Consider the following 22,159-nt stretch of genomic DNA (forward strand, 5'->3'; position numbering starts at 1 on the left):
CTATCTTTAGAGGCGGCTGGACAAGTCGTCCAGGGCCGCACGCAATTCAGTGAACTGGAAAGTGAAACCTGCGGCCAGCAGCCGCTCAGGCAGTGCCTTTTGCCCGCCAAGCAGTAAACCCGACAACTCGCCCAATCCAACCTTCAGCGCAAAGGCCGGCATCGGCATGAACGCGGGACGGTGCAGCACCTGGCCCAGCGTCTTGGCAAACTCGCGGTTGCGCACCGGGTGTGGCGCGCAGGCATTATAAGGACCACGGGCGTCAGCCTTGTGCAGAAGAAAATCAATCAGGGCGATTTGATCGCGGATATGCACCCATGGCATCCACTGGCGGCCATTGCCGATCGGCCCGCCCAGCGCCAGTTTGAACGGCAGCAACAGGCGCGACAAAAAGCCGCCCTCGGCCGCCAGCACCAGGCCGGTACGCACCAGCACCACGCGAATGCCCAAGGCCTCGGCACGCGCGGCGGTTTCTTCCCAGGCGATACACAACTGACTGGGAAAATCATCCTGCACCGGGCCGCTGTCTTCAGTCAGTTCGCGCTCGCCGCCGTCGCCATACCAGCCCACGGCGGAACCCGAGATCAGCACCGCCGGTTTCTGCTCCAGGCGTTCCAGCCACGCCAGCAGACTTTCGGTCAGGCTGATGCGACTGCTCCACAGCAATGCCTTGCGCTTGTGAGTCCAGGGACGGTCGGCAATCGGCGCACCGGCCAGGTTGACCACCGCGTCCACCGCGCCGATCACGTCCTGCAGGCGCCCAACGCCCAGCACCTGCGCGCCGCAAATACGCGCCACGGATTCAGGGGTACGACTCAACACGGTCAAGCGATGGCCCTGGGCAAGCCAGTGCCGGCACAGTTGACGGCCGATCAAGCCGGTACCGCCGGTCAGCAAAATATGCATGGGACTCTCCTCATGTAACGTTCGCGGCCGCTCACTGGTCTATTTTATAAGCAGGGATCGATTTGATATTCGAGCGTGACGATCGTTTAGCCTGTTGGCTTAACCATAGGTCACGCCACACAATCAGGCACGCCAAAACTTATACCAAAAAACAATATTGTACAGCTATTGGTGTCGGCGTAGTCTGTACCCAAAGGTAAACGAGGCCTCCCATGACTGTCCCCATCGCGATCATAGGTGCCGGCATTGCCGGTCTCTCCGCCGCCCGAGCGTTACGAGACGCGGGGCACGTTGTACACCTCTTCGATAAAAGCCGCGGCAGCGGCGGCCGTATGTCCAGCAAGCGCAGCGACGCCGGCGCGCTGGACATGGGCGCTCAATATTTCACCGCCCGCGACCGGCGCTTCGTCAACGAGGTGCAGCGCTGGCAAAGCCATGGCTGGGCCGAACAGTGGAAACCCCAACTGTACAATTTCAAGGCCGGCCAGCTGACGCCCTCCCCCGATGAACAGATCCGCTGGGTCGGTACCCCGCGCATGAGCGCCATTACCCGCGCCCTGCTCGATGACCTGCCGGTGGAGTTCGGTTGCCGAATTACCGAAGTATTCCAGGGTACCCAGCACTGGAACCTGCTCGATGCCGATGGCGGCAGTCACGGCCCGTTCAGCCATGTGATCATCGCCACGCCGGCGCCCCAGGCCACCACCCTGCTGGCCGCCGCACCGAAGCTGGCGAGCGCCGTGGCCGGGGTGAAAATGGAGCCGACCTGGGCCATCGCCCTGGCCTTCGACACGCCTCTGGATACGCCGATGGAAGGCTGCTTCGTGCAAGACAGCGCCCTCGACTGGCTGGCGCGCAACCGCAGCAAACCCGGGCGTGACGTCAGCCTCGACACCTGGGTGCTGCATGCCACCAGCACCTGGAGCAAGGCGCACCTGGACCTGCCCAGGGAAGCCGTGATCGAACACCTGCACGGCGCCTTCGCCGAATTGCTGCACTGCGCCATGCCCGCGCCGTCATTCAGCCTGGCCCACCGCTGGCTCTACGCCAGGCCGTCCAGCAGTCATGAGTTCGGGGTGCTGGCCGATGCCGACCTGGGCCTGTTCGTCTGCGGCGACTGGTGCCTGTCCGGGCGCGTCGAAGGCGCCTGGCTCAGCGGCCAGGAGGCGGCGCGACGGTTGATCGAGCACCTGCAATGAACCGCTTGAATCCGGCCAAACTGCTGCTGTCGAAATGGACCGCGACCGCCCCGAAAAACAAGGAAAAACACTTCCTCGTCACCGAGCTGTTCCGTGACGAGGAAGGCACCGTGCTGGAAATCGAACTGCAAGCGGTGATGACCCGGCGCAGCGAACGCCTCCCATGGCAGGCCCTGCAGAACCCTGAACGCTGGAAAATGGGCTGGACGTAAATCCGGGCGAAAAATACCTATACAAAATTATTGACTTGTACAAGATCAAATCTATGATGAGATTTAGTTGTACAGGGATAAAAAACTGTACAGGAATTTCGCAGAGGTTTACCCATGCCCCATTCCGTGAAACCCAAAATCGGCATCAGCGCCTGCCTGCTGGGCGAAAACGTGCGTTTCAACGGCGGGCATAAGCAATCCCTCCTGTGCACCCAGACCCTGGCCGACTACTTCGACTACGTGCCGCTGTGCCCCGAAGTCGCCATCGGCCTGGGCATTCCCCGTGAAACCATTCGCCTGGTCGGCGACCCGGCCAACCCCCAGGCGGTCGGCACCGTGCACCGCGAACTCAACGTGACCCAGCCGCTGGATGAATACGGCCAGCAGATGGCGGCCGAGCACACCGACCTGTGCGGCTACATCTTTATGCAGAAGTCGCCCTCCTGTGGCCTGGAGCGGGTCAAGGTGTACCGTGAGAACGGCGCACCGGTGGATGGCGGCGGGCGCGGTATCTACGCCCAGGCGTTCTGCGCGCGCCACCCCAACCTGCCGGTGGAAGAGGACGGTCGCCTGAATGATCCGGTATTGCGTGAAAACTTCCTCACCCGCGTATTCGTCTACGCCAGCTGGCAACAATTGCTCGCCGAAGGCCTGACGCGTCACCGCCTGCTGGCCTTCCATTCGCGCTACAAATACTTGTTGATGGCCCACAGCCCGGCGCATTACAAAAGCCTCGGCCACCTGCTGGGCAGCATGACCAAGGACACCCACCTGGACGAATTGGCCAGTTGCTACTTCAGCGAACTGATGACCGGCCTGACCAAGTGCGCTACCCGTGGCACCCACACCAATGTGCTGCAACACATCAGCGGCTACCTCAAGCAGGCGATCAGCGCCGATGACAAACAGGAAATGCAAACCGTCATCAGCCAGTACCGCCAAGGCATCGTGCCGCTGGTGGTGCCGCTCACGCTGCTCAAGCATCACTTTCGTCAACACCCGGACCGCTACATTGCGCAGCAGGCCTACCTGCAACCGCACCCGGAAAACCTCAGCCTGCGCAATGCGATCTAGACCATGACAGTTGCCCTGCAAGACGAACCCGGCGAAGACATCGCCCAAGCCCTGCAAAATGGCTGGCTGCCGATCCGCGAGGTGGCGCGCCAGACCGGCGTCAATGCCGTGACCCTGCGCGCATGGGAGCGCCGTTACGGCCTGATCGTGCCCCAGCGCACGCCCAAGGGGCATCGCTTGTTCAGCGCCGACCACGTGCAACGCATCCATGCCATCCTCACCTGGCTCAATCGCGGCGTGCCGGTCAGCCAGGTAAAAGGCTTGATCGACTCCGCCCAAGCCTCCCCCGAACCGATGGAAAACGAATGGCACACCTTGCGCCAAACCTTACTGACGGCCATCGCTGAGCTGGCCGAACGTCGGGTCGACGATGCCTTCAACCAAGCCATGGCGCTCTATCCGCCACGCACCTTGTGCGAGCAATTGATGCTGCCACTGCTCAGCGAACTCGAACAGAAGTGGCAGGGTCAGTTCGGCGCACAGATGGAGCGGGTATTTTTCCTGTCCTGGTTGCGCAGCAAGTTCGGCGCGCGCATTTACCACAACAACCGGCAACTCCACGGCGCCCCGCTGCTGCTGGTCAACCACTCCGACTTGCTCCTGGAGCCGCACCTGTGGCTCAGCGCCTGGCTGGCCAGCAGCGCCGACTGCCCGGTAGAGGTGTTCGATTGGCCGCTGCCCCCCGGCGAATTGGCGCTGGCGGTGGAACACCTGCAACCGCGCGCCGTATTGCTGTATTCCAGCAAGGCGCTGCAGGTCGCGGCACTCACGAAACTGCTGGCGGGCATTGGTTGCCCGATATTGATTGCCGGACCGGCGGTCTGCATCCACCACGCCGAGTTGGCCGTACTAACCCGTGACATCCCCGAGTTGTTCGTCGCCGAAGACCCGTTGGCGGCCCACCAGATATTGATCCAGCGTGGAATCGTCTAAATGCACTTGATCTGGCTGCGCACCGACCTGCGCCTTCACGACAACACCGCCCTGACTGCCGCCAGCCAGCGAGGCCCGGTCGCGGCCATTTACCTGATCACCCCGCAACAATGGCTGGCCCACGATGATGCGCCGTGCAAGGTGGATTTCTGGCTGCGCAACCTGCAAGCGTTAGAGCAAGCGCTCGCAGACGTGAACATCCCGCTGCTGATCCGCCACGCCGACACCTGGGAGCAGGCGCCAGGCGTATTGAGCCAGCTATGCCGGGAGCTCAAGGTCGAGTCGGTGCACGTCAACGAGGAATACGGTATCCACGAGAGCCGTCGCGACAGCGCCGTGGCCCGGGCCCTGGAAGCAGACGGCGTGACCTTCCACAGCTACCTCGACCAGCTGTTCTTCCAGCCGGGCAGTGTGTTGACCAAGTCCGGCACCTACTTTCAAGTGTTCAGCCAGTTCCGCAAGGTCTGCTACACCCGTCTGCACAGCGCCTTGCCGCCTTTGGTGGCAAGCCCCAAGGCCCAGGCCGTGCTGGACCTGCAAAGCGATGCCATCCCCACCCGCGTTGAAGGTTTCGCGCCCCCCAGTGAAAGCTTGCGCGCCCTCTGGCCGGCCGGTGAAAACGAAGCACGCCGGCGCCTCGACGCCTTCGCCGATGAGCAGATCAGTTACTACAAGGACGAGCGCGACTTTCCCGCCAAGCCCGGCACCAGCCAGTTGTCCGCCTACCTTGCCGCCGGGGTCGTGTCGCCGCGCCAGTGTCTGCACGCCGCGCTGCAGTCCAATCAGGGCGAGTTCGAAAGCGGCGACATCGGCACGATCACGTGGATCAACGAACTGCTGTGGCGCGAATTCTACAAACACATCCTCGTGGGCTACCCGCGCGTCTCCCGTCACCGTGCGTTCCGCCCCGAAACCGAGGCGGTGGCCTGGCGCGACGCCCCCGAGGACCTGGCCGCCTGGCAACAGGCGCGCACCGGCTTGCCGATCATCGATGCGGCCATGCGCCAACTGCTGGAAACCGGCTGGATGCACAACCGCCTGCGCATGGTGGTGGCGATGTTCCTGACCAAGAACCTGCTGATCGACTGGCGCGAAGGCGAGCGCTTCTTCATGCGAAACCTGATCGACGGCGACCTGGCGGCCAACAATGGCGGCTGGCAGTGGAGTTCCTCGACGGGTACCGACTCGGCTCCGTATTTCCGGATTTTCAGCCCGCTGAGCCAGTCGGAAAAATTCGACAGCGAAGGGTTGTTCATCAAGCACTGGCTGCCGGAACTGGCCGCGCTGAATAAAAAAGAAGTGCACAACCCCGAAGCGGCCGGCGGGCTGTTCGGTGTGGCCGACTACCCGCGCGCCATCGTCGACCTGAAGAAATCCCGCGAGCGCGCCCTCGCCGCCTTTCGCAGCCTGCCTTCGCGTCAGGAGATAGCCGAGCATGAGTGACTTCCTGCGCCATTTCGGCCACACCTTTGCCACGCTGAACAAGCACAACCTGCACCTGCTCGACAGCCTGTACAGCGACGACATCGTGTTTGCCGACCCGCTGCATGAAGTCCACGGCCTGCCCGAGCTGCATCGCTACTTCGCGCAGCTGTACAGCAACGTCAACCAGTTGGACTTTGATTTCCACGGCTTCGACCAAACGGCCGAAGGCGAAGGCTACCTGCGCTGGACCATGAACTTTCGTCACCCGCGCCTGGACGGCGGCGAGCTGATCAGTGTGCAAGGTTGTTCCCACCTGATGTGGCGCGACAAGGTTTACCGACACCGCGATTATTTCGATGCCGGCGCTCTGCTTTATGAACACCTGCCGGTCCTCGGCGGCGTCATCAGTTGGCTGAAAAGGAGAATGGGATGAGCCTGACACCGCCCCGTCGTTATTGGTTGACCGGCGCCAGCAGTGGCATCGGTGCCGCGCTCGCCGTGGAGTTGCTCAACAGCGGCGCCCATGTGGCGCTCAGCTCGCGCACCAAGGGCCCGCTGGAGGCGCTCGCCCAGCGTTATCCGGGGCAAGTGCTGGTGGTGGCCGGCGACTTGACCAACAGCCAGACCGTACGCGAAATCGGTAAACGGATCAGCGAAGTCTGGGGCTCGCTGGATACGGTGATTCTCAACGCCGGCACCTGTGAATATGTCGACGCCCGGCAGTTCGATGCGTCGATCATCGAACACGTGGTGCGCACCAACCTGCTGGCCAGCAGTTATTGCATCGAAGCGGCACTGCCGTTGTTGCGTGCCGGGCGTACGCCGCACCTGGTGGGCGTGGCCAGCGCCGTGACCTACCTGCCCATGCCCCGCGCTGAAGCCTATGGCGCCTCCAAGGCGGGGCTGCGCTATTTGTTCGAGTCCCTGCGCATCGGCCTGTCGCCGGAGAATATCGACGTTACGGTGATCAGTCCGGGGTTTGTCGACACGCCACTGACCGAACGCAATGATTTCCCCATGCCCCTGAGCTGGCCCGCCGACAAGGCCGCCAGGCATATCTTCGCCAAGCTGGAAAAGCGCCCCCTGGAGATCGCCTTTCCGGCCTTGTTCATCGCTACCCTGTGGCCGTTGTCGAAGCTGCCTAACCGCGCACAGCTGATCATCGGCAAACGCATGTTGCGCAGCCCACCGCCGCACAAGGACGACCTGTGAAGATCGCCATTATCGGCAGCGGCATCGCCGGGCTGACCAGCGCCTACCTGCTCAGCCGTCGTCACGACATCACGCTGTTCGAAGCCGGTGACTGCCTTGGCGGGCATACCCATACCGCCAACGTGACGGTCGACGGCAAAAGCTATGCGGTGGACACCGGTTTCATCGTGTTCAACGACTGGACCTACCCGAACTTTATCCGCCTGCTGGGGCAGATCGGGGTCACGTTCAAACCCACCGAAATGAGTTTTTCGGTGTGCGATGAAAGTACCGGATTCGAATACAACGGCAATAACCTCAACAGCCTGTTTGCCCAGCGCCGCAATATTTTGTCGCCGGGGTTCTGGGGCATGCTGCGCGATATTCTGCGCTTCAACCGCCAGGCGCCGCTGGATCTGCAAGAGCAGCGCATCAACGCCGACATGACCCTTGGCGAGTATCTCGAAGCCGGCGGCTACGGCCCGCGGTTTATCCGCCACTACATCGTGCCGATGGGCGCGGCGATCTGGTCGATGTCCCTGGCCGATATGCTCAAGTTCCCGCTGCAGTTCTTCGTGCGTTTCTTCAAGAACCACGGCCTGCTGTCGGTGAGCAACCGTCCGCAATGGTGCGTGATCGAAGGAGGCTCCAGCCGCTATATAGAGCCCTTGACCCGCAGCTTTCGCGAACAGGTACGCCTCAATTGTCCTGTGCATAAGGTGCAACGCACCCACGACGGCGTGGTTATCCACAGCCCGCTCGGCAGCGAGACATTCGACCGCGTGGTGTTCGCCTGCCACAGCGACCAGGCCCTGGCATTGCTCGCCGACCCGAGCGAGGCCGAACGACAGATCCTCGGCGCCCTGCCCTATGCCGACAACGACGTGGTGCTGCACACCGACACACGACTGCTGCCCGACCGCAAGCTGGCCTGGGCCAGTTGGAATTACCGGCTGGGCGGCAATCAACAGCAGCAGGCCGCCGTCACCTATGACATGAACATCCTGCAAGGCATCAACAGCGCCACCACCTTTTGCGTGAGCCTCAACCAGACATCGGTGATCAACCCGCTGAAGATCCTGGCGCGCTACACCTACGCCCATCCGCAATACAGCCTGGCGGCAGTGGCCGCACAGGCGCGCTGGGAAGAATTGCACGGCGCGCGCAACACGTTCTACTGCGGCGCCTATTGGGCCAATGGTTTCCATGAGGACGGCGTGGTCAGCGCCCTGCGCGTGGCCCAGGCGTTTGGGGAAACCCTGTGAACAGCGCCCTGTACAGCGGCTGGATCGCCCATCGCCGGTTTGCGCCCAAGGCCCATGCCTTTCGCTACCGCATCGGCCTGCTGTACCTGGACCTCAGCGAACAGGACGCCGTGCTCGGGCTCTCGCCCCTGGCAGGCAGCAGCCGCCTGGCGCCCTTCGGCTTTCGCCAGCAGGACTACCTGCGCGCGTTCACTCGCCACGGCATGTCCTTGAGCGATGCGGTGCGCCATGAAGTCGGCAAGGCCCTGGGACGCACGCCACAGGGTGCTATCTGCCTGCTGACCCAGGCCCGCAGCTGGGGCCTGGCGTTCAATCCGGTGAGCTTCTTCTATTGCTTCGAAGCCGACGGGCAACTGGCGGCGATCCTGTGCGAAGTCACCAACACCCCGTGGCGCGAGCGTTATCACTACGTATTGCCGGCCCAGGCGCTGGGCGCCGATGAACACCAGCACTTCGCCGTGGCCAAGGCGTTCCATGTGTCGCCGTTCCTGCCGCGCGACCTGGAATACCGCATGAGCTTCAGCCCGCCCGGCGCCAGGCTCGGCGTGCACATGGCCGATTGGCAGGGCGCGGATAAAGTCTTCGACGCCACCTTGAGCCTGCAAAAAGAAGCCCTGAACCGCGCCAGCCTGCATCGCTATCTATGGCGCTTTCCGTGGATGACCGCCAAGACCTGCCTGGCGATTTACTGGCAGGCCATGCGCCTGTTGCTCAAACGCACACCGATTTTTTCCCACCGGGCCGCCGATGGCGCCTCCAGCACCGCCGTCGGGTATACCAAGGATCGCCGCCATGAAATCCCCTAGCTTATCGGTCAAGACCCATCGCCTGAACGTCAATGGCATGACCGCTGCGCTGCTGCGCAAGGGCGTGTTGCGCCAACTCGGCCAATTGCGCCACGGCCAATTGGTGATCGTCGAGGACGGCGAGCGACACGTGTTCGGCGCACGGGAGGCGCACCTGCTGGGGGAAATCCAGATCCTCGACTCGGCGGTGTGGGGCCTGGTGGCCGCCAACGGTTCGATCGGCGCCGGCGAAGCGTTTATCCACGGCTACTGGAGCAGCCCGGACCTGACCGCCGTGGTGCGTGTGATGGTCAGCAACCTGGAGGTGCTCGATGCCATGGAGGGCGGCCTGGCTCGCCTGGCGCGGCCGTTCACCCAGGGCCTGCACTGGCTCAACCGCAACACACGCAAGGGCTCGCGAAAGAACATCGAAGCCCATTACGACCTGGGCAACGACCTGTTCCAGGAGTTTCTCGACCCGACCATGATGTATTCGGCGGCGCAATTTCTCAGCGCCGACGACACCCTGGAACAGGCGCAACTGAACAAGCTGGAACGCATCTGCCAGAAACTGTCGCTCAAGCCTACCGACCATCTGCTGGAAATCGGCACCGGGTGGGGCAGCATGGCGCTGTATGCGGCGCAGCATTACGGTTGCAAGGTCACCACCACGACCCTGTCCAGGGAACAGTTCGCCTACACCGCGCAGCGCATCGAAGCGGCGGGCCTGCAAGAGCAGGTGACATTGTTGCTGCAGGACTACCGTGACCTGACCGGTAAGTACGACAAGCTGGTGTCCATCGAAATGATCGAAGCGGTGGGCCATCGCTTCCTGCCCACGTATTTCAAACAGTGCGCGCACTTGCTCAAGCCCGACGGCCTGATGCTGCTGCAAGCCATCACCATCCGCGAACAACGTTATGAGCAGGCCAGGAACAGCGTCGACTTTATCCAGCGCTACATCTTTCCCGGCGGCGCCCTGCCCAGCGTGCAGAACATGCTGCAGATCGTCTGCCGCGACACCGACATGAACCTGCTGCACATGGAGGATTTCGGGCTGCACTACGCGCGCACCCTGCGCCTGTGGCATGACAACTTTCGCCGCGCCCATGGGCGCCTGGCGGAGCTTGGCTATGACGAGTACTTCCTGCGTTTGTGGGAGTTCTACCTGTGCTACTGCGAAGGCGGCTTCATGGAGCGTACGATCGGCACCGCGCAGTTGCTGCTGGCCAAGCCCGCAGCCATCAACCCGCCGTTGCTCGGGCGCTTTAATGCTTAAATCCCTGGCCAACGCCGCGCTGTTTCAATGCGGCTGGTTTGCCTGTGTGCTCGGCGGCGACAGCCCGTGGTTGCTGGCAGGGTTGGCGGTACTGCTCATCCATCTGCTGTGGATCAGCTCATTGACCGATGAAGGCGCGCTGATCATCGGCGTGACACTCGCCGGCACGTTGCTCGACACGCTGTTGCGCACCCTCGGGGTTTTCCACTTCAGCGAGCCGGGGCCGCTGATTCCCTTCTGGCTGATGTTGCTGTGGGCCTTGCTGGGCACCACCTTGCGCCATTGCCTGGCCTGGAGCGCCCGCCCCTGGTGGCGCGCCGCGCTGTTGGGCGCAGTGGGCGGACCGCTGTCGTATTACGCCGGCAGCCAACTGGCCGGCGTGCAGTTCGGCTATGGCCTGGGGCCGACAATGGCCGGGCTGGCGGTACTCTGGGCCGTGGTTTTCCCGCTGCTGGCAGCCGCAGCCACAAGCGGCGAACTTCCAACAACGCTTAAAAGATGAAGCCGGTCGGCTTCTGCTTGCAGCTTGCCGCTTAAAGCTTGAAGCTGCCGGCCTATGACCAACATCCCTCACACCCAAATCACTGAACCCGCCGTCACCTGCTCGACGTGCGCAGCCTGCTGCTGCCAGCTGGAAGTGATGCTGATCACCGACACCGGCGTGCCGCCGCGCTATATCGACACCGATGACTGGGGCGGCGAAGTGATGCTGCGCCTGGATGATGGCTGGTGTGCGGCGTTGGACCGGGACACGATGATGTGCACGATCTATGAGCTTCGGCCGTTGATATGCAGGGAATTCGAGATGGGGGCACCGGAGTGCCTTGAAGAGCGTGCAGGCATTGCCACGGTGTATCGCTGATACTCAAATGAGTACAGTAGCTGGCTGGCCAGCTCCAGATCCAAATGTGGGAGGGGGCTTGCCCCCGATAGCGGCAGGTCAGTCAAATTATAGGTGACTGACACAACGCCATCGGGGGCCAGCCCCCTCCCACATTGGTTTTGCAGTGTGCTTTTACAACGGCATGGTGTAGTGCAGCGCGTAGCTCTCTACCCCATCGTTATTGCTGCTGATACCGGCGTTGGAATAGTGCGTGGCACGAATGCCCACTTCATGCCCGCCGGCAAACCGCAGGCCGAAACCCAGGCGGTCTTCGAACTGGAAGGACTGGCCGATGTTGTTGTCTTCCAGTTGGGTGCGCGAGAACAACGCCACCCCGATCCCGGCCTCGATGTAAGGTTTGACCGATTCCCCGGCAAACTCATACACAAACACCGGCGAGAACGACAGGCTGCTGGCGCCTGCGCGGTCATCACCTTCCCAATACGTATAAGCGCCGCTCCAGTAGCCTGTCAGGCGACCGACATTGCTCTGCATCCAGCTTTTGTCCCAATCGGAGGTCAGGCCCAGACGGTACGTCAGCGTTGAATCGCTGGTGCTGCCCAGGCCGAACTCCAGGCCGGCGGCCTGGGTGGTAATAGAGTGTCCCACCATCACAGCCGCAATAGCAGCCATACAGAACAAGCGCTTCATAGAAACTACCTTTGCGAACGAAGTTATTGATTATTTACAGGCCATCTCGCAATAGAAGCCAGCGTAGAGCCAGAAGTTCAGCGAGATTTCACGAAATTTTCACGAGGCGAAGCTTCGCACAACTCCAGGATATTTCCAAAGTGTCGGTAGGATATTTCTGAGGTGACTGACATCACCGCTGGTCCAGAACTGCGCAGGGCGAGGTGCACAGCCGGCCAGCAAGTCCCGCTCACCCAGTAGACGCTTGAGCTGGCGCGCGACGGCGGCGCCGGTGTCGATCAGGATGATGCTTGCGGGCAGCATCTGCGCCAGCAGTGGCTTGAGGAAGGGATAGTGGGTGCAGCCGAGGATGATGGTGTCGCAACCGGCGCTGAGCAGCGGTTCGACGTAGCCCTGCAGTAACTGGCGCAGGGCCGGGCTGTTCAGGTCGCCGGTTTCAATCAGCTCCACCAGGCCCGGACAGGGTTGGGTAATCACCCGCACGTCAGTGGCGAAGCGGTCGAGCAAGGCGGCGAACTTGGCGCTTTGCAGGGTGCCGGTGGTGGCCAGCACGCCGACCACGCCACTGCGCGTCGCGGCAGCCGCCGGTTTTACCGCAGGCTCCATGCCGACCAACGGCCAATCGGGGTAGTCCTGGCGCAAATCGGCAACGGCGGCAACCGTCGCAGTGTTACAGGCAATCACGAACGCCTTGGCGCCGTGCCCGCGAAAAAACTCGGCGACCCGCCGCGAACGCTCGCGGATGAAGGCCGGGGTTTTCTCGCCATAGGGGATATGCCCGCAATCGGCCACGTACAACAGTGACTCATGGGGCAATAACTGTTGGATTTCGTCCAGTACCGACAGGCCGCCGACCCCGGAATCGAACACACCGACGGGCGCGTCCTTAAGCATGGTGCGTCCCGCACACGCTGCAAGCCGGGTCGCGTTTGACACGCAACTCACGAAACCGCGTGGTCAGCGCATCGATCAGCAACAAGCGCCCTACCAGCGGCTCACCAAAGCCGGCCAGCAGCTTCAAGGCTTCCAACGCTTGCAGGCTGCCGACCAGCCCCACCAGCGGGCCGACGACGCCGGCTTCGCTGCAGGTCAGTTCGGTGTCGCTGCCGTGCCCGTACAAGCAGTGGTAGCAGGGGCTTTCGGGGCGCCGTGGGTCGAAGACCGACAACTGCCCTTCAAGGCGAATCGCCGCGCCACTGACCAACGGTTTGCCGGCAATAACACAGGCAGCGTTGACCGCTTCGCGGGTGGAAAAATTGTCGCTGCAATCGAGTACCACATCCACCGCTGCAACGGCCGCGGTCAATGAGTCGGCATCCAGCGCGGCGCGATGGGCGACCAGTGTGACTTCGGGGTTGATGGCGCTCAGCCGACGCAGAGCCGAATCGACCTTGGTCTGCCCGACGCTGTCGGTGTCATGGATGATCTGGCGTTGCAGGTTGGTCAGGTCGACCGTGTCGAAATCCGCCAGATGCAGCTCGCCGACCCCGGCGGCGGCCAGGTACAGCGCGACCGGCGCACCCAGCCCTCCCAGGCCGACGATCAACGCGCGGCTGTTTTTCAGGCGCAACTGGCCGTCGATGTCGACCTGCTGCAACAGAATCTGCCGACTGTAGCGCAACAGCTCGTGGTCGCTCAGCACGGGCGGCGTCCCAGGGTGATGCGTTCATGGCCGCCGAGGTCGATACGGCTGTGCACCTGTTCAAAGCCTTCACTGAGCAACAGGTCACGCACGGCAGCGGCCTGGTCGTAGCCATGCTCCAGCAACAGACGGCCGCCGGCATTCAAGTGGGACGGGGCCTGCTGGATGATCAGGCGCAGGTCGTCCAGCCCATCATGGCCGGCCACCAGCGCGCTGGCCGGCTCGAAGCGCACGTCGCCTGCGGCCAGGTGCGGGTCGTTGGCGGCGATATACGGCGGGTTGCTGATGATCAGGTCATAGGTATGGCCTTGCAGCGCATCGAACCAATGGCTGTTGAGCACCACCGCATTATTGAGGTGCAGCCGCTGGCGGTTGCGCTCGGCCAGGGCCACGGCCTCCAGCACGCGGTCGACCGCCGTGACCTGCCACATTGCACGCTCACTGGCCAGGGCCAGGGCGATGGCACCGCTGCCGGTGCCCAAGTCCAGGACCTTGGCGGGCAGGGCCGGCAATAATTCCAGGGCGGTTTCCACCAGCAGCTCGGTGTCCGGACGCGGGATCAGCGTGTGGGGCGCGACCTCCAGGTCCAGCTTCCAGAAGCCTTGCTGGCCGAGGATATAGGCCACCGGCTCACCGCCGCGACGGCGTTGCAGATAGTCGGCAAACGTCAGGGCGTGCTCGCTGCTGACGATCTTTTCCGGCCAGGTGTGCAAATAGCTGCGGGACTTGCCCAGGGCAGCGGCCAGCAACAGCTCGGCATCCAGGCGCGCGGAGGGCGAGTCGGGCAGGTCGGCGGCGCGCAACAGGCTGGCAATGATGGTCATTTATTCACCTATCGCCGCCAATTGATCGGCCTGGTATTCGGCGAGCAGCGGCTCGATCACCGCATCCACGCCACCGGCCAGGATTTCATCCAGGGAATACAGGGTGAGGTTGACCCGATGGTCGGTGACCCGACCCTGGGCAAAGTTGTAGGTGCGGATGCGTTCGGAGCGATCGCCCGAGCCCACCAGCAGCTTGCGCTCGCTGGCAATCGCGTTGGCGGCGGCGCTGGTCTGCTGGTCATTCAACTTGGCCGACAGCCAGGACATCGCCCGCGCACGGTTCTTGTGCTGGGAACGTTCCTCCTGGCACTCCACCACGATGCCCGACGGCAAGTGGGTGATCCGAATCGCCGAGTCGGTCTTGTTGACGTGCTGGCCGCCCGCGCCCGACGAGCGGTAGGTGTCGACGCGCAAGTCCGCCGGGTTGATCTCGATCGCTTCCTGCTCGTCCGGCTCGGGCAACACCGCCACAGTACAGGCCGACGTGTGGATGCGGCCTTGGGACTCCGTTGCCGGGACGCGCTGCACACGGTGCGCGCCGGACTCGAACTTGAGCTTGCCGTAGACGTTATCGCCTTCAACCCGCGCGATGACTTCTTTATAGCCGCCGTGCTCACCTTCGTTCTCGGACAGGATTTCCACACGCCAGCCGCGACGCTCGGCGTAACGCGAGTACATGCGAAACAGGTCGCCGGAGAAAATCGCCGCCTCGTCGCCGCCGGTGCCGGCGCGGATTTCGAGGTACACGTTGCGTCCATCGTTAGGGTCTTTGGGCAGCAACATCCGTTGCAGGTCGCCTTCCAGTTCGGCGAGTTTTTCCTTGGCCTCGCGCACTTCTTCCACGGCCATTTCGCGCATGTCCGGGTCGTTGTCCTTGAGCAGCGCCTGGGCGCCCTCGAGGTCGGCCTGCACCTTCAGCAGGTCTTTGTAGGTGGTCACGACCGGTTCAACTTCGGCGTATTCCTTGGAATAGGCGCGGAATTTGCTTTGATCGGAGATGACCTCGCCATCGCCGAGCAAGGCGGTCAGTTCTTCGAAACGGTCCTGGAGCACATCCAGTTTATTGAGCAGTGACGCTTTCATTGCGGTTTTTTATCCGAAGAGCTATCTGACGCGCCCTCACCGAGGGCAAAGAGTTCCTGGGCCATGGCCAGCGCATCGAGGCGGCCTTCGGCGGTAAGCTTTTTCAACTGTACGCTGGGCGCGTGGAGCAGCTTGTTGGTCAGGCCACGGGCCAGCTGCATCAGCACCTCCTCGGCGCTGCTGCCATTGGCCAACAGCCGCTGGGCCTTGATCAGTTCCTCATCGCGCAGGCGTTCGCCCTGCTGACGATACGCCTTGAGCACATCCACCGCCGCCAGCTCGCGCAGGCGCACCATGAAATCATCAGCGCCGATGCTGACCATTTCCTCGGCGGCCTGGGCAGCACCCTGGCGACTCTTGAGGTTTTCGGCGACCACTTCGTGCAAATCATCGACGCTATAGAGGTAAACGTCGTCCAACTCGCCGACTTCAGGCTCGATATCCCGGGGAACGGCAATATCCACCATAAAGATCGGCTTGTGCTTGCGCAGCTTCAACGCGCTCTCGACCGCGCCTTTGCCCAGGATCGGCAACTGACTGGCGGTGGAACTGATGACGATGTCGCTGCGCACCAGTTCGGCCGGGATGTCCGACAGCAACACGGCATGGGCGCCGAACTGCTCGGCGAGGATGCTCGCGCGCTCAAGCGTGCGGTTGGCCACCACAATACGCTTCACGCCCAGCTCATGCAGGTGGCGGGCGACCAGGGTAATGGTTTCGCCGGCACCGATCAGCAGCGCCTGGCTGCGCTGCAAGTCGCTGAAAATCTGCTTGGCCAGGCTGACGGCGGCAAACGCCACGGACACCGGGTTCTCGCCGATGGCCGTGTCGGTGCGCACTTGCTTGGCGGAATTGAAGGTGGCCTGGAACAGACGCCCCAGCAGCGGGCCGACGGTGCCGGCCTCGCGGGCCACGGCATAGGCTGACTTCATCTGGCCCAGAATCTGCGGCTCACCCAACACCAGTGAGTCGAGACCGGCCGCCACGCGCATCATGTGACGAACGGCCGCATCCTCTTCATGCACATAAGCGCTGGCGCGCAGGTCGTCGAGGTCCAAATGGTGATAATCGGCCAGCCAGCGCAGCACGACATCCGCCGAGAGATGCTCCTGCTCTATATAAAGCTCGCTGCGATTGCAGGTCGAAAGGATCGCAGCTTCGCGACTGTCGGTGAGCCGGCAGAGCTGCTGCAAGGCCTCAACCAACTGCTCCGGCGTAAACGCCACGCGCTCGCGCACGTCTACTGAGGCAGTCTTGTGGTTAATACCGAGTGCGAGGAAGGCCATTCAATATCGCTGATGATGTCGGGAAGCCGACAATTGTCCTACTTCGAAAGATCCAGAACAACCACCGTCGTCTATTGTCCCTATACCTTATGCCTATCAATGCCACTTTGTAGGAGCGAGCTTGCTCGCGAAAATCGTCAACGATAACGCGGGAAGCCTGGAGCTCAGCGGCGCTCTCAGGTTTTTCGCGAGCAAGCTCGCTCCTACAAAGGAAAGGCAAAAGGCAGCAATAGTCGTATTCCGAGTGCCCCGGTTATGTTTGGCCGAAGGCTTGTGTCATGATGATCCGACCGCAGGTTAGTCGTCCTCTTCCTATATGAATAGATCTTCCGCGTTGCTCCTTGCTTTTGTCTTCCTCAGCGGCTGCCAGGCCATGGCACCCGTGCCGCCGGACGCTGCACAGCCGGTGGAAGACAGCACCCCCGTCCCTGAAAAGCCCAAGGTTTATTCCTCGTTCAGCGAAGAAACGGTCTACAGCCTGCTGACCGCAGAACTGGCCGGCCAGCGTAATCGCTTCGATATTGCGCTGGACAACTACGTCACCCAGGCCATCAATACTCAGGACCCCGGTATCTCGGAGCGCGCGTTTCGCATCGCCGAGTACCTGGGGGCCGACCAGGCCGCGCTGGACGCCTCGTTGATCTGGGCGAAAAACGCCCCGGACGACTTGGAGGCTCAACGTGCAGCCGCCGTGCAGTTGGCACGCGCCGGGCGCTATGACGACTCCATGGTCTACATGGAAAAAGTCTTGCAGGGCAAGGGCGACACGCATTTCGACTTCCTGGCGCTGTCGGCTGCCGATACCGACCCGGACACGCGCAATGGCCTGATGAAGAGTTTCGACCGCCTGCTGCAAAAGCATCCGAAGAACAGCCAGCTGATTTTCGGCAAAGCGCTGTTGCTGCAACAGGACGATGAAGCCGACGCCGCCCTCAAGCTGCTGGAGCAGAACCCGCCGGAAGACGGTGAAATCGCACCGATCCTGCTGCGCGCACGCCTGCTGCAGAACCTCAACCGCGGCAAGGAAGCGATTCCGCTGCTGGAAAAAAGTATCAAGAAGTATCCGGACGACAAGCGCCTGCGCCTGACTTATGCGCGGATGCTGGTAGAGCAGGACCGCATGGAAGACGCCAAAGTGCAGTTCGCCAACCTGGTCCAGCAGTACCCGGACGACGACGAACTGCGCTACTCCCTCGCACTGGTGTGCCTGGAAGCCAAGGCCTGGGACGAGGCCAAGGGCTACTTGGAGGAGCTGGTCGCACGCGAAAGCCATGTCGATTCGGCGCACCTGAACCTGGGCCGCATCGCTGAAGAGCGCAACGACCCGCAAGCGGCTCTGCTTGAGTACGCCCAGGTCGGCCCGGGCAATGACTACCTGCCGGCCCAGTTGCGCCAGGCCGATATCCTGATCAGCAACGGCCGTACGGACGAAGCGGAGAAACGCCTGGCTGCCGCCCGCGATGCCGAACCGGACTACGCGATCCAGCTGTACCTGATCCAGGCCGAAACCTTGTCGGCCAACAAACAGGGCGAACGCGCCTGGAAATTGCTGCAACAGGCGTTGCTGCAATACCCCGACGACCTGAACCTGCTCTACACCCGCGCCATGCAGGCGGAAAAACGCAATGACCTGGCGCAGATGGAAAAAGACCTGCGCCTGATCATCAAGCGCGACCCGGACAACGCCATGGCCCTCAACGCCCTGGGGTACACCTTGTCCGACCGCACCACGCGCTACGCCGAAGCCAAGGTGCTGATCGAACAGGCCCACAAGCTCAACCCGGAAGACCCGGCCGTGCTCGACAGCCTGGGCTGGGTCAATTATCGCCTGGGCAACCTCGACGAGGCCGAGCGCTTGCTGCGCCAGGCCCTGGAGCGCTTCCCCGACCATGAAGTCGCCGCTCACCTGGGCGAAGTGTTGTGGGCCAACGGCAAGCAACGCGAAGCGCGACAGATCTGGGCAAAATTCCTCAAGGAACAACCCGAAAGCCCTATCCTGCGCAGCACCATCAAGCGCCTGACCGGATCCGAGACCCTATAAGCTTATGTTTTTGCGCCACGTTATCGTTTTCAGTTTCATCGCCCTGCTCGCCGGTTGCGCGGGTTTTGGTTCCCGCGAATCCGTTGAAGGCCAGGGCAACCCGGCACAATGGCAACAGCACAAGGACCAGCTCAGCAGCATCGACGGCTGGCAGATCGAAGGCAAGGTCGGGGTGCGCGCGCCAAAGGATTCCGGCAGCGGCACCTTGTTCTGGCTGCAGCGCCAGGATTACTACGATATTCGCCTCTCCGGCCCGCTGGGTCGCGGTGCGGCCCGCTTGACCGGGCGCCCCGGGCAAGTGAGCCTTGAAGTGGCCAACCAGGGCCGCTACGAAGCGACCTCCCCGGAAGAACTGCTGGAGCAGCAGATCGGCTGGAAACTGCCGGTCTCGCACCTGGTGTGGTGGGTGCGCGGACTCCCGGCGCCGGACAGCAAAAGCCGCTTGAGCCTCAATGGCGACAGTCGCCTGGCCTCCCTGGAACAGGATGGCTGGCAGGTCGAGTACCTGAGCTACGTGCAACAGAACGGTTACTGGCTGCCCGAGCGCATCAAACTGCACGGCACCGACCTTGACGTCACGCTGGTGATCAAGGACTGGCAACCGCGCAAGCTGGGGCAATAACGTGACAGTCGCAAAACTCACGCTGCCCTCCCCCGCCAAACTCAATCTGATGCTGCACATCCTTGGTCGCCGTGAAGACGGCTACCACGAGTTGCAGACGCTGTTTCAATTTCTCGACTACGGCGATGAACTGACGTTCGCCGTGCGTGACGATGGCGTGATCAAGCTGCACACCGAATTTGCAGGCGTGCCCCACGACAGCAACCTGATCGTGAAAGCGGCGAAAAATCTTCAGCAGCAATCGGGCTGCTCACTCGGCATTGATATCTGGATCGATAAAATCCTGCCCATGGGCGGCGGCATCGGCGGCGGCAGCTCAAATGCCGCCACGACATTGCTCGGGCTCAACCACGTGTGGCAGCTGGGCTGGGACCAGGATCGCCTGGCCGCGCTGGGCCTGACGCTCGGTGCCGACGTCCCGGTTTTCGTGCGTGGGCATGCCGCATTTGCCGAGGGTGTGGGGGAGAAACTGACCCCTGTAGACCCCGAAGAGCCGTGGTATCTCGTGCTTGTGCCGCAAGTATCTGTAAGTACAGCAGAAATTTTTTCAGATCCGTTGTTGACACGTAACTCTTCTCCCATTAAAGTGCGCCCCGTTCCCAAGGGAAACAGTCGAAATGACTGCTTACCGGTTGTAGCAAGGCGTTATCCAGAGGTACGTAACGCTTTGAATTTGTTAGGTAAATTTACCGAAGCAAAATTAACCGGAACTGGAAGTTGTGTGTTTGGGGGCTTCCCAAGCAAAGCTGAAGCTGATAAAGTCTCGGCCCTTCTTACAGAGACCCTTACAGGGTTTGTAGCAAAGGGAAGCAACGTTTCGATGTTGCATCGCAAGCTGCAAAATCTGCTCTAAAAGGAATCGAGTGTTAGGCACTCGTTGCAACAGATACAGGGGCGTCGCCAAGCGGTAAGGCAGCAGGTTTTGATCCTGCCATGCGTTGGTTCGAATCCAGCCGCCCCTGCCATTTTCTAATACTCATCCAGGTTACCCTCAGCCTCTAGGTACTGCGCGTGTCCAAGATGATGGTCTTTACGGGGAATGCCAACCCCGATCTGGCTCGACGTGTCGTACGTCAGCTGCATATCCCTCTCGGTGACATCTCTGTCGGTAAATTCTCCGACGGCGAAATTACAGCCGAGATCAATGAAAATGTCCGCGGTAAAGACGTCTTCATTATCCAGCCGACCTGCGCTCCGACCAACGATAACCTGATGGAACTCGTCGTGATGGCTGATGCCTTCCGCCGCTCCTCAGCGACTCGAATCACAGCTGTAATCCCTTACTTTGGTTATGCCCGTCAGGATCGCCGTCCGCGTTCCGCACGTGTGGCCATCAGCGCGAAAGTCGTTGCTGACATGCTGACCGTGGTAGGTATCGACCGTGTGCTCACGGTTGACCTGCACGCTGACCAGATCCAGGGATTCTTCGATATTCCAGTAGATAACATCTACGGCTCCCCCGTTCTGGTGGATGACATCGAAGACCAGCGCTTTGAAAACCTGATGATCGTGTCCCCGGACATTGGTGGCGTCGTGCGTGCACGAGCAGTTGCCAAATCCCTGGGCGTGGACCTCGGTATCATCGACAAACGCCGTGAGAAAGCCAATCACTCTGAAGTGATGCATATCATCGGTGATGTCGAAGGGCGTACCTGTATTCTGGTTGATGACATGGTCGACACCGCCGGCACCCTGTGCCACGCGGCGAAAGCCTTGAAAGAGCACGGTGCCGCAAAAGTCTTCGCCTACTGCACACACCCTGTGCTGTCGGGCCGAGCGATCGAAAACATCGAGAACTCCATGCTGGACGAACTGGTGGTGACTAACACCATCCCGTTGTCCGCTGCAGCTCAAGCCTGTTCGCGTATCCGTCAACTGGATATCGCACCGGTAGTTGCCGAAGCGGTTCGCCGCATCAGTAACGAAGAATCGATCAGCGCGATGTTCCGCTAAGGGTCAGACCTGCGGACCATCCACTGACGAAAAGCGCCCCGCCCCAGCATTCCGCTGGGGCGGGGCTTTTTTGCCCATATCGAGTTCGGCGCTGGTCGCAAACGCCCCTCGATGATGGCTATTTTGGAGATACAACATGAACGATTTTACTCTGAACGCCCAAGCGCGTACTGACCTGGGGAAAGGTGCGAGCCGCCGCCTGCGTCACGCCGCCAACATCCCAGCCGTTGTCTACGGTGGTAACAAGCCTGCTGAATCCGTGACCATTCTGGCCAAGGAAATCGCCAAGCTGTTCGAAAACGAAGCGGCCTACAGCCACGTTATCGAACTGAACGTCGATGGCGCCAAGCAGAACGTGATCGTTAAAGCGATGCAGCGTCACCCTTCCAAGCAGTTCATCATGCACGCTGACTTCGTTCGCGTTGTAGCTGGCCAGAAACTGACCGCTATCGTGCCTGTGCACTTTGTGGGTGAAGAAGCTCCGGTCAAGAAAGGCGGTGTTGTTTCCCACACCACCACCGAGATCGAAGTCAGCTGCCTGCCGAAAGATCTGCCTGAGTTCATCGAAGTCGACCTGTCGAACGCTGAAATCGGCACCATCATTCACCTCTCCGACCTCAAGGCGCCTAAAGGCGTTGAGTTCGTTGCACTGGCTCACAACGACGACAAGGCTGTTGCCAACGTCCACGCGCCACGTGTTGTAGCTGAAGATGAAGCTGAAGAACCCGCTGCAGAGTAATACGCTCTGTAACGAAGGAGCTTGAGGAAACATCGCGGACCGAAACGTAGCGAGAAAGCGGGCGATAACGCGGCGTTTACTCTTGAGTAAATGATGTAATGTTGTCCACTTTCGCCGCACGCTGGTCTGGCGATGTTATCCACAACTCCAAAGGAAGGGCCCCTGT

At 61.5% G+C, this 22,159-nt stretch carries 24 protein-coding genes and 1 tRNA gene; 18 read left to right on the plus strand and 7 right to left on the minus strand.

What is annotated here, in order from left to right; translation table 11 throughout:
* Positions 1 to 6 precede the first annotated feature (6 nt).
* Complete coding sequence (locus tag BFP96_RS04740) at positions 7 to 906, minus strand: TIGR01777 family oxidoreductase (RefSeq protein WP_065891704.1); 900 nt, start codon at positions 904 to 906, stop codon at positions 7 to 9.
* Between the two features lie 212 nt (positions 907 to 1,118).
* Between BFP96_RS04740 and BFP96_RS04745 the strand changes: the two genes are divergently transcribed.
* The 12 genes from BFP96_RS04745 to BFP96_RS04800 all read left to right on the plus strand — a co-directional run bounded on the left by BFP96_RS04745 (position 1,119) and on the right by BFP96_RS04800 (position 11,131).
* The gene (locus tag BFP96_RS04745) at positions 1,119 to 2,105 is read left to right on the plus strand and encodes an NAD(P)/FAD-dependent oxidoreductase (protein ID WP_065891705.1); all 987 of its coding nucleotides are present in this window, start codon (positions 1,119 to 1,121) and stop codon (positions 2,103 to 2,105) included.
* Positions 2,102 to 2,317: a TIGR02450 family Trp-rich protein gene (locus tag BFP96_RS04750; RefSeq protein WP_065891706.1), complete on the plus strand. Its 216-nt coding sequence runs from the start codon at positions 2,102 to 2,104 to the stop codon at positions 2,315 to 2,317. Before BFP96_RS04745 ends, BFP96_RS04750 begins: the two co-directional genes overlap by 4 nt.
* A 114-nt stretch (positions 2,318 to 2,431) precedes the next feature.
* Positions 2,432 to 3,391, plus strand: a complete 960-nt coding sequence (locus BFP96_RS04755) for a YbgA family protein (RefSeq protein WP_065891707.1) — start codon at positions 2,432 to 2,434, stop codon at positions 3,389 to 3,391.
* 3 nt (positions 3,392 to 3,394) lie between these two features.
* The gene (locus tag BFP96_RS04760; protein WP_065891708.1) at positions 3,395 to 4,324 is read left to right on the plus strand and encodes a MerR family transcriptional regulator; all 930 of its coding nucleotides are present in this window, start codon (positions 3,395 to 3,397) and stop codon (positions 4,322 to 4,324) included.
* A complete protein-coding gene (phrB, locus tag BFP96_RS04765) occupies positions 4,325 to 5,767 on the plus strand; it encodes a deoxyribodipyrimidine photo-lyase (RefSeq protein WP_065935729.1) in 1,443 nt (480 codons plus the stop codon). It abuts the gene before it with no gap.
* A complete protein-coding gene (locus BFP96_RS04770) occupies positions 5,760 to 6,182 on the plus strand; it encodes a nuclear transport factor 2 family protein (protein WP_065935730.1) in 423 nt (140 codons plus the stop codon). Before phrB ends, BFP96_RS04770 begins: the two co-directional genes overlap by 8 nt.
* Complete coding sequence (locus tag BFP96_RS04775) at positions 6,179 to 6,961, plus strand: SDR family NAD(P)-dependent oxidoreductase (protein ID WP_065935731.1); 783 nt, start codon at positions 6,179 to 6,181, stop codon at positions 6,959 to 6,961. The genes BFP96_RS04770 and BFP96_RS04775 overlap by 4 nt, the downstream gene beginning before the upstream one ends.
* Positions 6,958 to 8,205: an NAD(P)/FAD-dependent oxidoreductase gene (locus BFP96_RS04780; RefSeq protein WP_065935732.1), complete on the plus strand. Its 1,248-nt coding sequence runs from the start codon at positions 6,958 to 6,960 to the stop codon at positions 8,203 to 8,205. The genes BFP96_RS04775 and BFP96_RS04780 overlap by 4 nt, the downstream gene beginning before the upstream one ends.
* Positions 8,202 to 9,011, plus strand: coding sequence for a DUF1365 domain-containing protein (locus BFP96_RS04785; RefSeq protein WP_065896516.1), 810 nt, complete (start codon positions 8,202 to 8,204; stop codon positions 9,009 to 9,011). Before BFP96_RS04780 ends, BFP96_RS04785 begins: the two co-directional genes overlap by 4 nt.
* Complete coding sequence (locus BFP96_RS04790) at positions 8,998 to 10,269, plus strand: SAM-dependent methyltransferase (RefSeq protein ID WP_065935733.1); 1,272 nt, start codon at positions 8,998 to 9,000, stop codon at positions 10,267 to 10,269. The genes BFP96_RS04785 and BFP96_RS04790 overlap by 14 nt, the downstream gene beginning before the upstream one ends.
* Positions 10,262 to 10,771 (plus strand): DUF2878 domain-containing protein, encoded by a 510-nt coding sequence (locus BFP96_RS04795; protein ID WP_065891715.1) that lies wholly within the window; start codon positions 10,262 to 10,264, stop codon positions 10,769 to 10,771. Before BFP96_RS04790 ends, BFP96_RS04795 begins: the two co-directional genes overlap by 8 nt.
* 54 nt (positions 10,772 to 10,825) lie before the next feature.
* Positions 10,826 to 11,131 (plus strand): YkgJ family cysteine cluster protein, encoded by a 306-nt coding sequence (locus BFP96_RS04800; protein ID WP_065891716.1) that lies wholly within the window; start codon positions 10,826 to 10,828, stop codon positions 11,129 to 11,131.
* A 153-nt stretch (positions 11,132 to 11,284) separates the two neighbouring features.
* Here BFP96_RS04800 and BFP96_RS04805 read toward each other — a convergent pair whose 3' ends face one another.
* From BFP96_RS04805 to hemA, 6 genes are all read right to left on the minus strand, one after another.
* On the minus strand, positions 11,285 to 11,803 hold the full coding sequence (locus BFP96_RS04805) for an acyloxyacyl hydrolase (RefSeq protein WP_065891717.1): 519 nt from the start codon (positions 11,801 to 11,803) through the stop codon (positions 11,285 to 11,287).
* Between the two features lie 99 nt (positions 11,804 to 11,902).
* Positions 11,903 to 12,697, minus strand: a complete 795-nt coding sequence (murI, locus tag BFP96_RS04810) for a glutamate racemase (protein WP_065935734.1) — start codon at positions 12,695 to 12,697, stop codon at positions 11,903 to 11,905.
* A complete protein-coding gene (locus BFP96_RS04815) occupies positions 12,690 to 13,445 on the minus strand; it encodes a molybdopterin-synthase adenylyltransferase MoeB (protein WP_065896520.1) in 756 nt (251 codons plus the stop codon). The genes murI and BFP96_RS04815 overlap by 8 nt, the downstream gene beginning before the upstream one ends.
* Positions 13,439 to 14,269, minus strand: coding sequence for a peptide chain release factor N(5)-glutamine methyltransferase (prmC, locus tag BFP96_RS04820; RefSeq protein ID WP_065935735.1), 831 nt, complete (start codon positions 14,267 to 14,269; stop codon positions 13,439 to 13,441). The genes BFP96_RS04815 and prmC overlap by 7 nt, the downstream gene beginning before the upstream one ends.
* The gene (gene prfA / locus BFP96_RS04825) at positions 14,270 to 15,352 is read right to left on the minus strand and encodes a peptide chain release factor 1 (RefSeq protein ID WP_065891721.1); all 1,083 of its coding nucleotides are present in this window, start codon (positions 15,350 to 15,352) and stop codon (positions 14,270 to 14,272) included.
* The gene (gene hemA, locus BFP96_RS04830; protein WP_065888037.1) at positions 15,349 to 16,638 is read right to left on the minus strand and encodes a glutamyl-tRNA reductase; all 1,290 of its coding nucleotides are present in this window, start codon (positions 16,636 to 16,638) and stop codon (positions 15,349 to 15,351) included. The genes prfA and hemA overlap by 4 nt, the downstream gene beginning before the upstream one ends.
* A 316-nt stretch (positions 16,639 to 16,954) precedes the next feature.
* Between hemA and BFP96_RS04835 the strand changes: the two genes are divergently transcribed.
* The 6 genes from BFP96_RS04835 (at position 16,955) to BFP96_RS04860 (ending at position 21,993) form a co-directional block, all read left to right on the plus strand.
* On the plus strand, positions 16,955 to 18,679 hold the full coding sequence (locus tag BFP96_RS04835; RefSeq protein ID WP_065891722.1) for a tetratricopeptide repeat protein: 1,725 nt from the start codon (positions 16,955 to 16,957) through the stop codon (positions 18,677 to 18,679).
* A gap of 4 nt (positions 18,680 to 18,683) precedes the next feature.
* Positions 18,684 to 19,301: a lipoprotein insertase outer membrane protein LolB gene (gene lolB / locus BFP96_RS04840; protein ID WP_065891723.1), complete on the plus strand. Its 618-nt coding sequence runs from the start codon at positions 18,684 to 18,686 to the stop codon at positions 19,299 to 19,301.
* A 49-nt stretch (positions 19,302 to 19,350) separates the two neighbouring features.
* Positions 19,351 to 20,154 carry a 4-(cytidine 5'-diphospho)-2-C-methyl-D-erythritol kinase gene (gene ispE / locus BFP96_RS04845; RefSeq protein ID WP_256548792.1) on the plus strand — a complete coding sequence of 268 codons (804 nt, stop codon included), beginning with the start codon at positions 19,351 to 19,353 and terminating at the stop codon, positions 20,152 to 20,154.
* A 37-nt stretch (positions 20,155 to 20,191) separates the two neighbouring features.
* Positions 20,192 to 20,266 (plus strand) — tRNA-Gln (locus tag BFP96_RS04850).
* Positions 20,267 to 20,312: 46 nt separating this feature from the next.
* Positions 20,313 to 21,254 carry a ribose-phosphate pyrophosphokinase gene (locus tag BFP96_RS04855; RefSeq protein WP_003208392.1) on the plus strand — a complete coding sequence of 314 codons (942 nt, stop codon included), beginning with the start codon at positions 20,313 to 20,315 and terminating at the stop codon, positions 21,252 to 21,254.
* Between the two features lie 136 nt (positions 21,255 to 21,390).
* Positions 21,391 to 21,993, plus strand: coding sequence for a 50S ribosomal protein L25/general stress protein Ctc (locus BFP96_RS04860; RefSeq protein ID WP_065888041.1), 603 nt, complete (start codon positions 21,391 to 21,393; stop codon positions 21,991 to 21,993).
* The last annotated feature ends 166 nt before the right edge of the window (positions 21,994 to 22,159 follow it).

Origin of the sequence: Pseudomonas sp. 34 E 7, assembly GCF_900005715.1 — a bacterium.
Classification (GTDB): Bacteria; Pseudomonadota; Gammaproteobacteria; order Pseudomonadales; family Pseudomonadaceae; genus Aquipseudomonas; species Aquipseudomonas orientalis_A.

Excerpts from the sequence above, each read along its gene's own strand:
- BFP96_RS04740 (WP_065891704.1), bottom strand. The coding sequence starts at position 906 with ATGCATATTTTGCTGACCGGCGGTACCGGCTTGATCGGCCGTCAACTG.
- BFP96_RS04745 (WP_065891705.1), top strand. The coding sequence starts at position 1,119 with ATGACTGTCCCCATCGCGATCATAGGTGCCGGCATTGCCGGTCTCTCC.
- BFP96_RS04750 (WP_065891706.1), top strand. The coding sequence starts at position 2,102 with ATGAACCGCTTGAATCCGGCCAAACTGCTGCTGTCGAAATGGACCGCG.
- BFP96_RS04755 (WP_065891707.1), top strand. The coding sequence starts at position 2,432 with ATGCCCCATTCCGTGAAACCCAAAATCGGCATCAGCGCCTGCCTGCTG.
- BFP96_RS04760 (WP_065891708.1), top strand. The coding sequence starts at position 3,395 with ATGACAGTTGCCCTGCAAGACGAACCCGGCGAAGACATCGCCCAAGCC.
- phrB (WP_065935729.1), top strand. The coding sequence starts at position 4,325 with ATGCACTTGATCTGGCTGCGCACCGACCTGCGCCTTCACGACAACACC.
- BFP96_RS04770 (WP_065935730.1), top strand. The coding sequence starts at position 5,760 with ATGAGTGACTTCCTGCGCCATTTCGGCCACACCTTTGCCACGCTGAAC.
- BFP96_RS04775 (WP_065935731.1), top strand. The coding sequence starts at position 6,179 with ATGAGCCTGACACCGCCCCGTCGTTATTGGTTGACCGGCGCCAGCAGT.
- BFP96_RS04790 (WP_065935733.1), top strand. The coding sequence starts at position 8,998 with ATGAAATCCCCTAGCTTATCGGTCAAGACCCATCGCCTGAACGTCAAT.
- BFP96_RS04795 (WP_065891715.1), top strand. The coding sequence starts at position 10,262 with ATGCTTAAATCCCTGGCCAACGCCGCGCTGTTTCAATGCGGCTGGTTT.
- BFP96_RS04800 (WP_065891716.1), top strand. The coding sequence starts at position 10,826 with ATGACCAACATCCCTCACACCCAAATCACTGAACCCGCCGTCACCTGC.
- BFP96_RS04805 (WP_065891717.1), bottom strand. The coding sequence starts at position 11,803 with ATGAAGCGCTTGTTCTGTATGGCTGCTATTGCGGCTGTGATGGTGGGA.
- murI (WP_065935734.1), bottom strand. The coding sequence starts at position 12,697 with ATGCTTAAGGACGCGCCCGTCGGTGTGTTCGATTCCGGGGTCGGCGGC.
- prmC (WP_065935735.1), bottom strand. The coding sequence starts at position 14,269 with ATGACCATCATTGCCAGCCTGTTGCGCGCCGCCGACCTGCCCGACTCG.
- prfA (WP_065891721.1), bottom strand. The coding sequence starts at position 15,352 with ATGAAAGCGTCACTGCTCAATAAACTGGATGTGCTCCAGGACCGTTTC.
- hemA (WP_065888037.1), bottom strand. The coding sequence starts at position 16,638 with ATGGCCTTCCTCGCACTCGGTATTAACCACAAGACTGCCTCAGTAGAC.
- BFP96_RS04835 (WP_065891722.1), top strand. The coding sequence starts at position 16,955 with ATGAATAGATCTTCCGCGTTGCTCCTTGCTTTTGTCTTCCTCAGCGGC.
- lolB (WP_065891723.1), top strand. The coding sequence starts at position 18,684 with ATGTTTTTGCGCCACGTTATCGTTTTCAGTTTCATCGCCCTGCTCGCC.
- ispE (WP_256548792.1), top strand. The coding sequence starts at position 19,351 with ATGCTGCACATCCTTGGTCGCCGTGAAGACGGCTACCACGAGTTGCAG.
- BFP96_RS04860 (WP_065888041.1), top strand. The coding sequence starts at position 21,391 with ATGAACGATTTTACTCTGAACGCCCAAGCGCGTACTGACCTGGGGAAA.